General features: G+C 57.6%; 13 protein-coding genes and 1 other annotated feature. Of the genes, 4 read left to right on the plus strand and 9 right to left on the minus strand.

Annotated features, from left to right (window positions below):
* Positions 1–404: 404 nt before the first annotated feature.
* From trpA to trpL, 6 genes are all read right to left on the minus strand, one after another.
* Positions 405–1,214 carry a tryptophan synthase subunit alpha gene (gene trpA / locus ACJBF3_RS05580; RefSeq protein WP_045329368.1) on the minus strand — a complete coding sequence of 270 codons (810 nt, stop codon included), beginning with the start codon at positions 1,212–1,214 and terminating at the stop codon, positions 405–407.
* Positions 1,214–2,407 (minus strand): tryptophan synthase subunit beta, encoded by a 1,194-nt coding sequence (trpB, locus tag ACJBF3_RS05585; protein ID WP_406544799.1) that lies wholly within the window; start codon positions 2,405–2,407, stop codon positions 1,214–1,216. Before trpB ends, trpA begins: the two co-directional genes overlap by 1 nt.
* 10 nt (positions 2,408–2,417) lie before the next feature.
* The gene (gene trpCF, locus ACJBF3_RS05590) at positions 2,418–3,776 is read right to left on the minus strand and encodes a bifunctional indole-3-glycerol-phosphate synthase TrpC/phosphoribosylanthranilate isomerase TrpF (protein ID WP_047723183.1); all 1,359 of its coding nucleotides are present in this window, start codon (positions 3,774–3,776) and stop codon (positions 2,418–2,420) included.
* A gap of 3 nt (positions 3,777–3,779) precedes the next feature.
* Entirely contained in the window at positions 3,780–5,375 is a 1,596-nt protein-coding gene (gene trpD / locus ACJBF3_RS05595) for a bifunctional anthranilate synthase glutamate amidotransferase component TrpG/anthranilate phosphoribosyltransferase TrpD (RefSeq protein WP_008502806.1), read from the minus strand.
* Positions 5,375–6,937: an anthranilate synthase component 1 gene (locus ACJBF3_RS05600; RefSeq protein ID WP_045329364.1), complete on the minus strand. Its 1,563-nt coding sequence runs from the start codon at positions 6,935–6,937 to the stop codon at positions 5,375–5,377. The genes trpD and ACJBF3_RS05600 overlap by 1 nt, the downstream gene beginning before the upstream one ends.
* A 25-nt stretch (positions 6,938–6,962) precedes the next feature.
* Positions 6,963–7,056, minus strand: a sequence feature (Trp leader region).
* A complete protein-coding gene (gene trpL / locus ACJBF3_RS05605; RefSeq protein WP_106993556.1) occupies positions 7,033–7,077 on the minus strand; it encodes a trp operon leader peptide in 45 nt (14 codons plus the stop codon). Its footprint overlaps the feature before it by 24 nt.
* Positions 7,078–7,216: 139 nt before the next feature.
* On the opposite strand from trpL, the gene rnm reads away from it, so the two are divergent.
* From rnm to rluB, 3 genes are all read left to right on the plus strand, one after another.
* Entirely contained in the window at positions 7,217–8,098 is an 882-nt protein-coding gene (gene rnm, locus ACJBF3_RS05610) for an RNase RNM (RefSeq protein WP_045329363.1), read from the plus strand.
* Positions 8,095–8,715 carry an L-threonylcarbamoyladenylate synthase gene (locus ACJBF3_RS05615; protein WP_003856793.1) on the plus strand — a complete coding sequence of 207 codons (621 nt, stop codon included), beginning with the start codon at positions 8,095–8,097 and terminating at the stop codon, positions 8,713–8,715. The genes rnm and ACJBF3_RS05615 overlap by 4 nt, the downstream gene beginning before the upstream one ends.
* 96 nt (positions 8,716–8,811) lie before the next feature.
* Positions 8,812–9,687, plus strand: coding sequence for a 23S rRNA pseudouridine(2605) synthase RluB (gene rluB / locus ACJBF3_RS05620; protein ID WP_032640985.1), 876 nt, complete (start codon positions 8,812–8,814; stop codon positions 9,685–9,687).
* 35 nt (positions 9,688–9,722) lie between these two features.
* Here rluB and cobO read toward each other — a convergent pair whose 3' ends face one another.
* Entirely contained in the window at positions 9,723–10,313 is a 591-nt protein-coding gene (gene cobO, locus ACJBF3_RS05625; RefSeq protein ID WP_045329362.1) for a cob(I)yrinic acid a,c-diamide adenosyltransferase, read from the minus strand.
* A complete protein-coding gene (locus ACJBF3_RS05630) occupies positions 10,310–11,071 on the minus strand; it encodes a YciK family oxidoreductase (RefSeq protein WP_045329361.1) in 762 nt (253 codons plus the stop codon). Before ACJBF3_RS05630 ends, cobO begins: the two co-directional genes overlap by 4 nt.
* Before the next feature lie 251 nt (positions 11,072–11,322).
* On the opposite strand from ACJBF3_RS05630, the gene sohB reads away from it, so the two are divergent.
* Positions 11,323–12,369 (plus strand): protease SohB, encoded by a 1,047-nt coding sequence (sohB, locus tag ACJBF3_RS05635; RefSeq protein WP_045329360.1) that lies wholly within the window; start codon positions 11,323–11,325, stop codon positions 12,367–12,369.
* 34 nt (positions 12,370–12,403) lie between these two features.
* Here the strand turns inward: sohB and ACJBF3_RS05640 are convergent, their stop codons facing one another.
* Positions 12,404–12,655, minus strand: a complete 252-nt coding sequence (locus ACJBF3_RS05640; protein WP_003856804.1) for a YciN family protein — start codon at positions 12,653–12,655, stop codon at positions 12,404–12,406.
* Positions 12,656–12,800 lie beyond the last annotated feature (145 nt).

A 12,800-nucleotide genomic window follows, 5' to 3' on the forward strand; every position in this document is an offset into this window, starting at 1 on the left:
ATGCAACCATTTACGAGGAATGTCAGGTGACGTTACAAGCGGTCTTAAGACGTCAAATTGACCAAACCTCATCAGTCGCAAATCCTATAATTTTCAATTCGTACCCTCTCTTCCAAAGCGCTTGCGGCTTCAGAAGTTAATGACAGTGCCTGTAGAGGATTTTTAAGACACTAGCCATCCCCTGGATATCAATGTTTTTCTAATGAATTCAATAAGGTTAAAGAGATCATAAAGCCAGTTACAACGTGACGATAAATATAGTCAAAAAAGGGCTGAGTACTTAGTGAAAAGTACAATTAACAATTAGCTTGCTAATGGTTGCAATTGATATTAAAGCGGTAAAGAGAGAGAAAATGTAATAAAAGAAGATAACCGTCTGGCAGGGCTGCCAGACGGTGAAAGGATTATGCTTTACGCGTTGCCGCCTTCATGGCGGTCACAAACGTTTTCAGCTCGGCCAGCATCTGCTCGGGCTTGTCTACGTTCTTTTCGATGATCTTCACAATCGCAGAGCCGGAGATGGCACCCGCCGCCTTCGCGTCAATCGCCGCGGTGACCTGATCCGGAGAGGAGATCCCGAAGCCCTGCAGCGGCGGTGCGGCATGGTACTCAGCCAGCTTTTCCACCAGATGATGCAGCGGCAGGGCGGCTTTATTCTCGGCACCGGTCACGCCTGCGCGGGAAAGCAGGTAGGTATACCCGCGCCCGTAAGAGGCTATCTGGCGCAGCAGCGCGTCATCCGCGTTTGGCGGGCAGATGAAAATCGGGGCGACGTTGTGGCGCATCGCGGCCTGGCGGAACGGTGCGGACTCTTCAACTGGTACGTCAGCCACCAGGACCGAGTCAACGCCGACGCGCGCACACTCGGCGTAAAATTCATCAATACCGCGGTTAAACACCAGGTTGGCGTACATCAGCAGGCCAATCGGAATGGTCGGGTACTTCTGGCGAATCGCCGCCAGCATCTCGAAGCACTGGGTTGGCGTCACGCCCGAGGCAAACGCGCGCAGGGTGGCGTTCTGGATGGTCGGGCCATCCGCCAGCGGGTCAGAGAATGGAATGCCCAGCTCCAGCGCGTCGGCACCGGCCTCAATCAGGGCGTCGACGATCTTCAGCGACTGTTCCGGGCCCGGGTCGCCCAGCGTAACGAAGGGAACGAAGGCGCCTTCCTGGCGGGATTTCAGTTCGGCAAATACGTTATCGTAGCGTTCCATCAGATTTCCCCTCGTGCTTTCAGAATATCGTGAACGGTGAAGATATCTTTGTCACCGCGACCGGAAAGGTTTACCACCAGCAGCTGTTCTTTTTCCGGGTTCTTTTTCATCATTCTCAGGGCGTGCGCCAGCGCGTGAGAAGACTCCAGCGCCGGGATAATCCCTTCGCTGCGGCACAGCGTTTTGAAGGCTTCCAGCGCTTCGTCATCGGTTATCGAGACATAATCCGCGCGTCCGGTACTGTTCAGATACGCGTGCTGTGGCCCAACGGACGGGAAGTCGAGACCGGCAGAAATGGAGTAAGATTCTTCAATCTGGCCTTCGTCAGTTTGCATCATCGGAGACTTCATGCCGAAGTAGATCCCCACGCGACCATGCTTCAGCGGTGCGCCGTGCTCGCCGGATTCAATACCGTGACCGGCAGGCTCGACGCCAATCAGACCCACGCTGGTGTCGTCAATGAAATCGGCAAACATGCCGATGGCGTTAGACCCGCCGCCGACGCAGGCGATGACCGCATCCGGCAGACGACCCTCTTTTTCAAGGATCTGCGCTTTGGTCTCTTCCCCGATCATGCGCTGGAATTCACGCACGATGGTCGGGAACGGGTGCGGACCCGCCGCGGTGCCGAGCATGTAGTGCGCGGTTTCGTAGCTGCCGGACCAGTCGCGCAGCGCTTCGTTGCAGGCATCTTTCAGCGTCGCGGAGCCGCTGTGCACCGGGATCACTTCTGCCCCCATCAGGCGCATGCGGAAAACGTTTGGAGACTGGCGCTCAACGTCCTTTGCCCCCATATAGATGCGGCACTTCAGGCCGAGCAGGGCGCTGGCAAGCGCCGAGGCCACGCCGTGCTGGCCCGCGCCGGTTTCGGCAATGATTTCGGTTTTACCCATACGCTTCGCGAGCAGCGCCTGACCAAGAACCTGGTTGGTTTTATGGGCACCACCGTGCAGCAGATCTTCACGCTTGAGGTACAGCGTGGTTTTGGTGCCTTCCGTCAGGTTGCGGCATTTGGTCAGCGCCGTTGGGCGGCCCGCATAATTTTTCAGCAGGTCGGTAAACTCCGACTGAAACGCCGGATCCTTCTGCGCGCTGACGAAGGCCTCTTCCAGCTGGCGCAGGGCGGGCATCAGGATTTGCGGAACGTACATCCCGCCGAATTCACCAAAATACGGGTTAAGTAATGTCGTCATCTTCTCTTCCTTAATATGCACTCAGAGTTTTAAAAACCGAGGCCAGTTTGCTGGCATCTTTTATGCCCGGCTGGGACTCTACGCCTGAATTGAAATCGAGGCCCGCGCAGCCGGCTTTTGCCGCTTCTACGCAGTTATCCGGGCTTAATCCGCCCGCCAGCAGGACGTTGTCCAGCTTTTCGCCGTTCAGCAGCGACCAGTCAAAACGCTGGCCGGTACCGCCCTGGCCGTTATCGAGGACGTATTTATCCACGTGGTTAAGGTTACGCGGGGGCAACGTATCGCCAACGCTTTGCGCTTTCCAGATTTGCACCTGCGGGGCCAGCGCGGCGCGCAGGGCATCGATATAGATCTGGTCTTCACTGCCGTGGAGCTGCACCGCGCTCAGGGATAATGCGTCGGCTTTGGCCGCAACGTCTGCAATATCGGCATTGCGGAATACGCCCACGTAGCTCAGCGGAGCCGCTGAGATGACCTGACGCGCCTGCGCTTCGCTGACCGCGCGAGGTGAGGAATCTACAAAGATCAGCCCGCCATAAATCGCCCCGGCCTCATACGCGGCCTGGGCATCCTGTTCACGGGTTAGGCCGCAGACTTTGTTTTCCCCCAGCAGCACGCGACGCACCGCGGCGTTGAGATCGTCATGCTCCATCATGGCGGAGCCAATCAGAAAACCGTTGGCGAAGTGGCTCAGCTCGCGTACCTGGGCGTAGCTGTTAATGCCGGATTCGCTGATCACCGTGACGCCAGGCCCCAGACGCGGTGCAAGCTGGCGCGTGCGGTTCAGGTCAATCGACAGATCGCGCAGATCGCGGTTATTAATGCCAACCACTTTGGCTTCAAGCGCAATCGCGCGCTCAAGTTCTTCTTCGTTGCTTACTTCGGTCAGCACGCCCATATTCAGGCTGTGCGCCACGGCAGCGAGCTGGCGATACTGCTCGTCGTCGAGCACCGAGAGCATCAGCAGGCAGGCGTCGGCCTGGTAAAAACGCGCCAGCCAGATCTGATATGGGTCGATAATAAAGTCTTTGCACAGGATCGGCTGCGGCGCGATGCCGCTGACGATCGGCAGAAAATCGAAGCTGCCCTGGAAATATTTTTCATCCGTCAGCACGGAGATGGCTGACGCATGATGCTTATAAATACCGGCAATGCGCGCCGGGTCGAAATCGTCACGGATAACGCCTTTGGACGGGGACGCTTTTTTGCACTCAAGAATAAACGCGGTGCGCGCACCCTGCAGGGCGTCATAGAAGCGACGGCTGCTCGGGACGACGTCGTTCTGGAAACTTGCAAGCGGCTGCTGCTGTTTGCGGGCTTCCACCCAGATGGCCTTATCGGCAACGATTTTCGCTAAAACGGTCTGCATTCTTTACCCTCTTGCCGCAAGTGCGGTAACGCGGTCGTAAGCTGCACCGGAGCGCAGTACATCCAGAACTTTTTGAACGTTGGCCTTCAGGTCTTCCTCGCCGTGCAAACGCATCAGCATGGCGACGTTGGCAGCCACGGCGGCCTCATGGGCTACCTCTCCCTTACCTTGTAATAAGCGCGTCAGAATGTCACGGTTTTCTTCCGGCGTACCGCCAGCCAGCGCTTCCTGATGATACGGGGTTAAACCAAAGTCAGCGGCTTCGAGCTGGTAGCTCAGGATTTCACCGTCGCGCAGTTCGGCTACCAGCGTCGGCGCATGCAGCGAAACCTCATCCATACCGCCGCTGTGCACTACGGCGGCACGCTGGTAACCCAGCACGCGCAGCGTCTCGGCAATCGGCAGAACCAGTTCTGGACTGTAAACACCGATCAGCGCCAGCGGCGGGTGCGCCGGGTTGATCAGCGGGCCGAGCACGTTAAACAGCGTGCGGGTTTTAAGCTGCTGACGGACCGGCATCGCGTGGCGGAAACCGGTGTGATACTTCGGCGCAAACAGGAAGCAGACGCCCAGGTCATCCAGCGCTTCGCGGGAGCGCTCGGCGTTCATATCGAGATTAATGCCGAACGCGGCGAGCAAATCGGACGAGCCTGACCGGCTGGACACGCTGCGGTTGCCGTGCTTCGCGACCTTCAGCCCGCACGCCGCCGCCACAAAGGCGCTGGCGGTTGAAATATTGATACTGTTGCTGCCGTCGCCGCCGGTGCCGACGATATCCGCAAACGGATAGTCCGGGCGCGGGAACGGGGCGGCATTTTCCAGCAGGGCCGTAGCGGCACCGGCGATCTCCTGCGGGCTTTCGCCGCGCACCTTCATGCTCACCAGCGCGGCCGCCAGCTGTTCCGGCTTCAGCTCGCCGCGCACCACGGCGGAGAAGAGCTGGTGGCTCTCCTGCTGGCTCAGGGTTTGCGCCTGATACAGTTTTTCCAGAATAGGCTGCAGGGTGTTGGTCTGCTCCAGCTTCTGCAGCGCCCAGTCGAGGGTCTGCTCCAGCAGGCGGGCGCCGTGGGAGGTCAGGATCGATTCCGGGTGGAACTGCATTCCGCAGACGCGATCCGCATCGTGACGCACCGCCATCACCATCCCTTCAAACGAGGCGTTGATGGTCAATCCGGCAGGAATGTTGCTGCCGACCAGCGAATGGTAGCGCGCAACCGGAAGCGGATTTGGCAGCCCGGCAAACATCGCCTGGCCGTCATGTTCGATGCTGGACGCTTTACCGTGCAGGATCTCGCCCGCCTGACCGACGTAGCCGCCGTAGGCTTCCACGATCGCCTGGTGGCCCAGGCAGATGCCGATAATCGGCAGCTTGCCGCGCATGCGCGTCAGCAGCTCCGGCATACAGCCCGCTTCACTCGGCGCGCCCGGCCCCGGGGAGAGCATCAGCACCGGGTTTTGCATGGTTGCCAGACGGTCAATCAGGGTCTGCGCCGGAACGTGGTTGCGGTAGATAACGACGTTATGGCCATTCGCACGCAGCTGATCTGCCAGGTTATAGGTAAAGGAGTCGATATTATCGAGCAGCAAAATGTCAGCCATCAGAAAATCTCCTGTGCATGGTGTGCGGTTGCAATGGCGCGAAGGACCGCACGGGCTTTGCTGCGCGTTTCGTCAGCTTCAGACTGCGGAACAGAATCAAGAACAATTCCGGCGCCAGCCTGGACGGTGGCAATCCCGTCCTCAACATAGGCGGAGCGGATGACGATGCAGGTATCAAGATCGCCGTGGGCGGTGAAGTAACCCACCGCGCCGCCGTAGCTGCCGCGACGACGTCCTTCCGCTTCGGCAATCAGCTGCATGGCGCGCACTTTCGGCGCGCCGCTCAGGGTGCCCATGTTCATGCAGGCACGGTAGGCGTGCAGCACGTCGAGGTCGTGGCGTAGTTCACCCACCACGCGTGAAACCAGGTGCATCACGAACGAATAGCGGTCAACTTTGGTCAGGTCCGCCACGTAGCGGCTGCCCGGGGTGCAAATACGCGCCAGGTCGTTACGCGCCAGGTCAACCAGCATCAGGTGCTCAGAGAGCTCTTTGTGATCGGTACGCATTTCCAGTTCGATACGGCTGTCGAGATCGCGATCCAGCGAGCCGTCTGCGCGACGTCCGCGTGGACGGGTTCCGGCGATCGGGTAGATCTCAATCTGACGGCTGGTGGCGTCGTACTTCAGCGAGCTTTCCGGCGAGGCGCCAAACAGCGTGAATTCGTTGTCCTGCATAAAGAACATATACGGGCTTGGGTTACTCTTTTTCAGCACGTCGTAGGCCGCGAGCGGCGACGGGCAGGGCAGAGAGAAGCGACGGGAAGGCACCACCTGGAAAATTTCCCCGGCGCGAATCGCTTTTTGCATCTGGCGAACCACGGCCCCGTATCGATCGTCGCTCTGATTAACCTCACACGTCATCTGCTCGACGCGCTGTACCGGCAGCGCCGGGGGCGCTTCCGTCATCTGCTGCTGAAGCTGCGCGATGCGGTGCTCAAGGCGATTTTTCTCAGCCGTCGAAGGGGTGAACAGGCTCGCCTGGATGCGGGTGTATTGTTTCTGATGGTCGATCACCAGCAGGGTTTCGGCCAGATAGAAACAGTAGTCCGGGCAGCGATTGCCCTGCTCGGTTTCCGGTAAATCTTCAAATCCGGCGACCAGGTCGTAAGCAAACAGCCCGCCAAAGAACATCGCTTCACGCTCGTCTTCCGGCACGGTGACCAGGTTCTGCAGCAGACGGAAGGCATCGAACACGGACAGCGAGCAGAGGCGGGCGTCTTCATCCAGCAGCTGGCTCACGGGCGGGAAGCGCAGAATGCGCATTTCCGGATGACGTTCGTTTTCAATGCCTGAAGGCAGGGCGGCGTCCAGCAGCGGCAGCAGCGATGCGCCATTGTCTGACAGTGCCTTAATAGTGACAGTGTCACCTAAGGCGGTAATGCGCAGCGCGCTGTCGACCAGCAGCAGGCTCTTCAGATCGTCCTTACTGTCGATGTCCGCAGACTCCAGCAGAAGCGTTGCCGGACGAGCCCCGCACACCTGATGAAACAGCGCTGTCGGGTTGTGGCGATAGGCCGCCTCGCAGGTCAGCAGCTCGAGATGGGGTTTGGCTGTTTGCATGTTGTTGTTCTCATTTATTCTGTTCAAAAAAAAGCCCGCTGGGTAGCGGGCGGGTATCTGTTTGCATTTCGCAGACGCGTGACACTGCCCGATAATCAGGAAGTACGCCACCAGCCGTGCAGAGTGAAATGTGCTGTCATTTTCAGATACCTTTCTCGTGTGAACTTGCGTACTAGTTAACTAGTTCAATGGCAAGTTGTCAACCCTTGATTTCAGAATTTCGCGTTAAGTCGGTATCATGGTGGTTTCGGATGTCTCCAACCTGTTATGGGAAGTGCTTTGAGCGATACCACCTACGCCATTATTTATGATTTACACAGCCATACTCAGGCCTCTGATGGCCTGCTGACACCCGAAGCCCTGGTTCATCGTGCCGTTGAAATGCGCGTCGGCACGCTGGCGATAACCGATCATGATACGACCGATGCCATTCCGGCGGCCCGCGCTGAGATTGCCCGCAGCGGGCTGGCGCTGGAACTGGTCTCCGGCGTCGAGATTTCGACCGTTTGGGAAAACCATGAGATTCATATCGTTGGCCTGAACATCGATATAGACCATCCGGCACTTACGGCATTTTTGCAAGAACAAAAAACGCGCCGCAACCAGCGTGCAGAGATGATCGGCGAGCGTCTCGAAAAGGCGCATATTCCGGGCGCGCTGGAAGGCGCGCAAAAGCTGGCGAACGGCGGGGCGGTCACGCGCGGTCATTTCGCCCGTTTTCTGGTCGAAGCGGGCAAAGCGACGACCATGGCGGATGTTTTTAAAAAGTATCTGGCGCGCGGGAAAACCGGATACGTTCCGCCACAGTGGTGTACAATAAAACAAGCTATTGATGTGATTCATCATTCTGGCGGTAAGGCCGTACTGGCCCATCCGGGGCGGTATAATCTTTCTGCTAAATGGCTGAAAAGACTGCTGGCACACTTTGCCGAATGCGGCGGTGAGGCGATGGAAGTCGCCCAGTGTCAGCAGGCGCCCAACGAGCGCGCGCAGCTCGCGACCTACGCCCGCCAGTTCGGCCTGCTTGGGTCACAGGGGTCTGATTTCCATCAGCCCTGCGCGTGGATCGAACTGGGGCGCAAGCTCTGGCTGCCCGCTGGCGTTGAGCCGGTCTGGCAGCTTTGGGAACAGCCGCAGCAAATTGAAGAGAGGGAAGTATGAGTCAGTTTTTCTATATCCATCCGGATAACCCGCAGCCACGTCTGATTAACCAGGCCGTGGAGATCGTCCGCAAAGGCGGCGTGATTGTCTACCCGACCGATTCAGGCTACGCGCTCGGCTGCAAAATTGAAGATAAAGGGGCGATGGAACGCATCTGCCGTATTCGCCAGCTGCCGGACGGCCATAACTTTACCCTGATGTGCCGCGATCTCTCCGAGCTGTCGACCTATGCGTATGTGGATAACGTGGCGTTTCGCCTGATTAAGAACAACACGCCGGGCAACTACACCTTCATCCTGAAGGGGACGAAAGAGGTGCCGCGCCGCCTGCTGCAGGAAAAACGTAAAACCATCGGGATGCGCGTGCCGTCGAACCCGATTGCGCAGGCGCTGCTGGAAACCCTCGGCGAACCGATGCTCTCTACCTCGCTGATGCTGCCGGGAAGTGAATTTACCGAGTCCGATCCGGAAGAGATCAAAGATCGTCTCGAGAAGGTGGTCGAGCTGATTATTCACGGCGGCTATCTCGGCCAGCAGCCGACCACCGTGGTCGACTTAACCGAAGATGCACCGGAAGTGATTCGTGAAGGCGTGGGCGATGTAAAGCCTTTCTTGTAACGGTATAAGCAGATATACTACGCGGCCATCAAAGCAGGGCTCAGCCCTCTTTTGACCTGATTCGACGCCTGTGAAGGCGACACCTGAGGAAGCTCAATGAGCGAGAAGTTACAGAAAGTGCTGGCGCGTGCCGGCCACGGCTCACGCCGTGAAATCGAAGCCATTATTGAAGCGGGCCGCGTGAGTGTGGACGGTAAAATCGCCACGCTGGGTGACCGCGTTGAAATTGTTCCGGGGCTGAAGATCCGCATCGACGGTCATCTTATCTCCGTGAAAGAGTCTGCCGAACAAATCTGTCGCGTGCTGGCTTACTACAAGCCGGAAGGCGAGCTGTGTACCCGCAACGACCCGGAAGGTCGTCCGACGGTGTTTGACCGTCTGCCTAAGCTGCGCGGTGCGCGCTGGATTGCCGTTGGTCGTCTGGACGTGAACACCTGCGGTCTGCTGCTGTTTACCACCGATGGTGAACTGGCCAACCGTCTGATGCACCCAAGCCGTGAAGTGGAACGTGAATACGCCGTGCGTGTGTTCGGCCAGGTTGACGAGAATAAACTGCGCGATCTGTCGCGTGGCGTTCAGCTGGAAGACGGTCCTGCGGCGTTCAAAACCATCAAATTTACCGGTGGGGAAGGCATTAACCAGTGGTACAACGTAACCCTGACCGAAGGCCGTAACCGCGAGGTGCGTCGTCTCTGGGAAGCGGTAGGCGTCCAGGTGAGCCGCCTGATCCGTGTCCGTTACGGCGACATCCTGCTGCCGAAAGGTCTGCCACGCGGGGGGTATACTGAACTGGATCTGACCCAAACCAACTACCTGCGCGAGCTGGTCGGCCTGACGCCGGAAACCACCTCTAAAGTGGCGGTTGAAAAAGACCGTCGTCGCATGAAGGCGAACCAGATTCGTCGTGCGGTGAAGCGTCACAGCCAGGTGAACAGCAGCCGCCGCTCCGGCAGCCGTAATAACAACGGTTAATCTAAAAGCCCGGTGAAGACACCGGGCTTTTTTGTTTAGTAATCAATTCCGATTTGCGCTTTGATGCCCGCATCAAACGCATGTTTCACCGGTCGCAGCTCGCTGACGGTATCGGCCAGCTCCAGAATATCCCGATGACACCCGCGCCCCGTGATAATCACCGTCTGGTGGGCTGGACGATTTTTCAGCGCATCCAGCACGGCGTCCAGCGGCAGGTAGTCGTAGGCGACCATATAGGTGATCTCATCCAGCAGAACCATATTCAGTGAGGGATCGGCCAGCATTCTTTTCGCGTGCTCCCAGACGGCGAGACAGGCTGCGGTGTCGGTTTCGCGGTTCTGGGTGTCCCACGTAAAGCCGGTCGCCATCACCTGAAACTCGACGCCGTGAGGCTCAAGCAAATTACGCTCGCCGTTGGGCCATTCACCCTTAATAAACTGGATAACGCCGACCTTCTGCCCGTGGCCGACCGCGCGGGTGGCAGTACCAAACGCGGCGGTGGTTTTCCCTTTGCCGTTGCCGGTAAAGACGATGACGATCCCACGCTCGTCCTGGGCTGCCGCGACGCGTGCATCAACCTGTTCCTTCAGGCGCTGCTGGCGCTGCTGATGACGTTCTTCACTCATTGCGAAATTCCCGGCTTACGGCCCGGCTGGGCATCAAAGGTCATCCCGGTTTTGCGGCGGCTGTCGTCGCCCATCAGCCAGAGATAGAGCGGCATAATGTCTGCCGGGGTTTTCAGCTTCTGCGGATCTTCCGTCGGGAAGGCGCTGGCGCGCATCCTGGTGCGCGTACCGCCCGGGTTAATGCAGTTTACGCGCAGATGGCGGCTCTGGTACTCCTCCGCCAGCACCTGCATCATGCCTTCGGTCGCGAATTTTGATACGGCATAGGCTCCCCAGTTTGCACGTCCTTCACGGCCAACGCTGGATGAAGTAAAGACCAGCGACCCTGACTCGGATTTCAGTAATAAAGGAAGCAATGCCTGGGTAAGAAAGAAGGTGCCGTTAACGTTAACCTGCATGACCTGCTGCCAGATATCAGCATCCTGTTCATCCATCGGACGCACTTCGCCCAACAGACCGGCGTTGTGCAGCACGCCGTCCAGCCTTGGGTAGTGGGCGCTGATGCGTTGGGCTAATTCCTGACACACGGCGGGCGTGCAGGTCAGTAAATCGAGCGTATACCACGGTGCCGGCTTGCCGGATACCGTCTCAATCTCGTGAGCGACGTTTTTCAGTTTTTCTTCGTTGCGCCCGACCAGAATAACGGTTGCGCCATAGTCGGCGTAGGTCAGGGCCGCCTCGCGGCCAATCCCGTCGCTGGCACCGGTGACGAGAATAATCCGGTTTTGCAGCAGATTTTTTTGCGGTTGATAATGCACGGTGACTCCTCAGGCGACCGATGACGCAATGGTGCCTTTGTGATGACTTTTCGGCTTTATGCCCGAAATAGCCTAATAATTCAATCAGTCTACAGGACGCATTGCCGTAAAATTAACAATTTGCAAATATTTAAACGTCAGGCCGGGGATTCCTGAAGGCGGCTCGCAGAGGTAATGTCACGAGCGAGACGCATGGGCAGCGCTGTTGTACACTGCCGTGAAAGATTCGTGGTTAAATCAAGGTGGAACGCGTGGAATTACTTTCTCAATATGGGTTGTTTTTGGCCAAAATCGCGACGGTGGTGATCGCCATTGCGGTGGTTGCCGTTTTGATTGTCAACCTGACGCAGCGCAAGCGTCAGCGTGGGGAGTTACGCATCACCCGCCTGAGCGAGCAGTATAAAGAGATGCAGGAAGAGATGTCTCTGGCGCTGCTTGACAGTCATCAACAGAAACTGTGGCTGAAAGCGCAGAAGAAAAAGCATAAGCAGGAAGCCAAAGCGGCTAAGGCAAAAGCAAAGCTTAATGCGCCGCAGGATAAGGCCGCGCCACGCGTCTATGTGCTCGATTTTAAGGGCAGCATGGACGCGCATGAAGTTGCTTCTCTGCGGGAGGAGGTGACGGCCGTTCTGGCCGTGGCAACGCCGCAGGATCAGGTTGTCGTGCGTCTTGAAAGCCCGGGAGGGGTGGTTCACGGTTACGGGCTGGCCGCCTCACAGCTGCAGCGTCTGCGTGAAAAACAGATCCCGCTCACCGTGGCAGTGGATAAAGTGGCGGCCAGCGGTGGCTACATGATGGCCTGCGTGGCGGACAAAATTGTTGCTGCGCCGTTCTCCATTATTGGTTCGATTGGCGTGGTCGCGCAAATTCCGAACTTTAACCGCTTTCTGAAAAACAAAGAGATTGATATCGAACTTCACACGGCGGGTCAGTACAAACGGACCCTGACGCTGCTGGGGGAAAACACGGAAGAAGGGCGCCAGAAATTCCGTGAAGACCTCAACGAAACGCATCACCTCTTTAAAGATTTTGTGCACCGGATGCGCCCGACGCTCGATATTGAACAGGTCGCGACGGGTGAGCACTGGTACGGCGTTCAGGCACAGGAGAAAGGGCTGGTGGATGAGGTCGGAACCAGTGACGATCTGCTACTCAGCCTGATGGAAGGTCGTGAACTGGTGGGCGTGCGCTTTACCCAGCGCAAGCGCCTGCTTGACCGCTTTACCAACAGCGCGGCGGAAAGCGCGGACCGCCTGCTGCTGCGCTGGCTCCAGCGCGGACAAAAACCGCTGCTCTAAACAAAAACGCGAGGCACATGCCTCGCGTTTTGCATTAATCGACCAGGTGATATTTCTCGGAAAGCGTATGCGCCAGGTATTTAAACATGTTAAACACGGCGGTGCTTTTCGGGGTCGGTAACCCCTGTTCGTCAAGGAAGTATTCGCCGCTGAAAACCAGCACGCCATTACGCTGCTCTACGCCGGTGGCTTCGATGCCTGCCAGGGTATCTTCATGATCACGGATAAGCTTGTTTGCTTCGATAAGCAGAGAGGCTCGGTCAATAGGTTGGGTCGTATTCTGCATAATCCACTCCTTAAACAGTGACAATAGTCTACGCCGAGGGCGCTTTGGGGGCAAATTTTCCCTGTAATGTGAGGGGGTAAGGGACAGGGGCCTGGCTGGCGGGATTTGCTTTTGCATGCTAATAAAGTTGCGTAACGGATTTTAT

It is taken from the genome of Enterobacter sp. PP-008-ECC_S150, from assembly GCF_045257065.1.
Classification (GTDB): Bacteria; Pseudomonadota; Gammaproteobacteria; order Enterobacterales; family Enterobacteriaceae; genus Enterobacter; species Enterobacter chengduensis.

What these genes read in the sequence shown, in the direction of transcription:
- ACJBF3_RS05615 (WP_003856793.1), top strand. Translation starts at nt 8,095, where the DNA reads ATGAGTCAGTTTTTCTATATCCATCCGGATAACCCGCAGCCACGTCTG.
- cobO (WP_045329362.1), bottom strand. Translation starts at nt 10,313, where the DNA reads ATGAGTGAAGAACGTCATCAGCAGCGCCAGCAGCGCCTGAAGGAACAG.
- rluB (WP_032640985.1), top strand. Translation starts at nt 8,812, where the DNA reads ATGAGCGAGAAGTTACAGAAAGTGCTGGCGCGTGCCGGCCACGGCTCA.
- trpCF (WP_047723183.1), bottom strand. Translation starts at nt 3,776, where the DNA reads ATGCAGACCGTTTTAGCGAAAATCGTTGCCGATAAGGCCATCTGGGTG.
- trpB (WP_406544799.1), bottom strand. Translation starts at nt 2,407, where the DNA reads ATGACGACATTACTTAACCCGTATTTTGGTGAATTCGGCGGGATGTAC.
- ACJBF3_RS05600 (WP_045329364.1), bottom strand. Translation starts at nt 6,937, where the DNA reads ATGCAAACAGCCAAACCCCATCTCGAGCTGCTGACCTGCGAGGCGGCC.
- trpA (WP_045329368.1), bottom strand. Translation starts at nt 1,214, where the DNA reads ATGGAACGCTACGATAACGTATTTGCCGAACTGAAATCCCGCCAGGAA.
- trpD (WP_008502806.1), bottom strand. Translation starts at nt 5,375, where the DNA reads ATGGCTGACATTTTGCTGCTCGATAATATCGACTCCTTTACCTATAAC.
- ACJBF3_RS05640 (WP_003856804.1), bottom strand. Translation starts at nt 12,655, where the DNA reads ATGCAGAATACGACCCAACCTATTGACCGAGCCTCTCTGCTTATCGAA.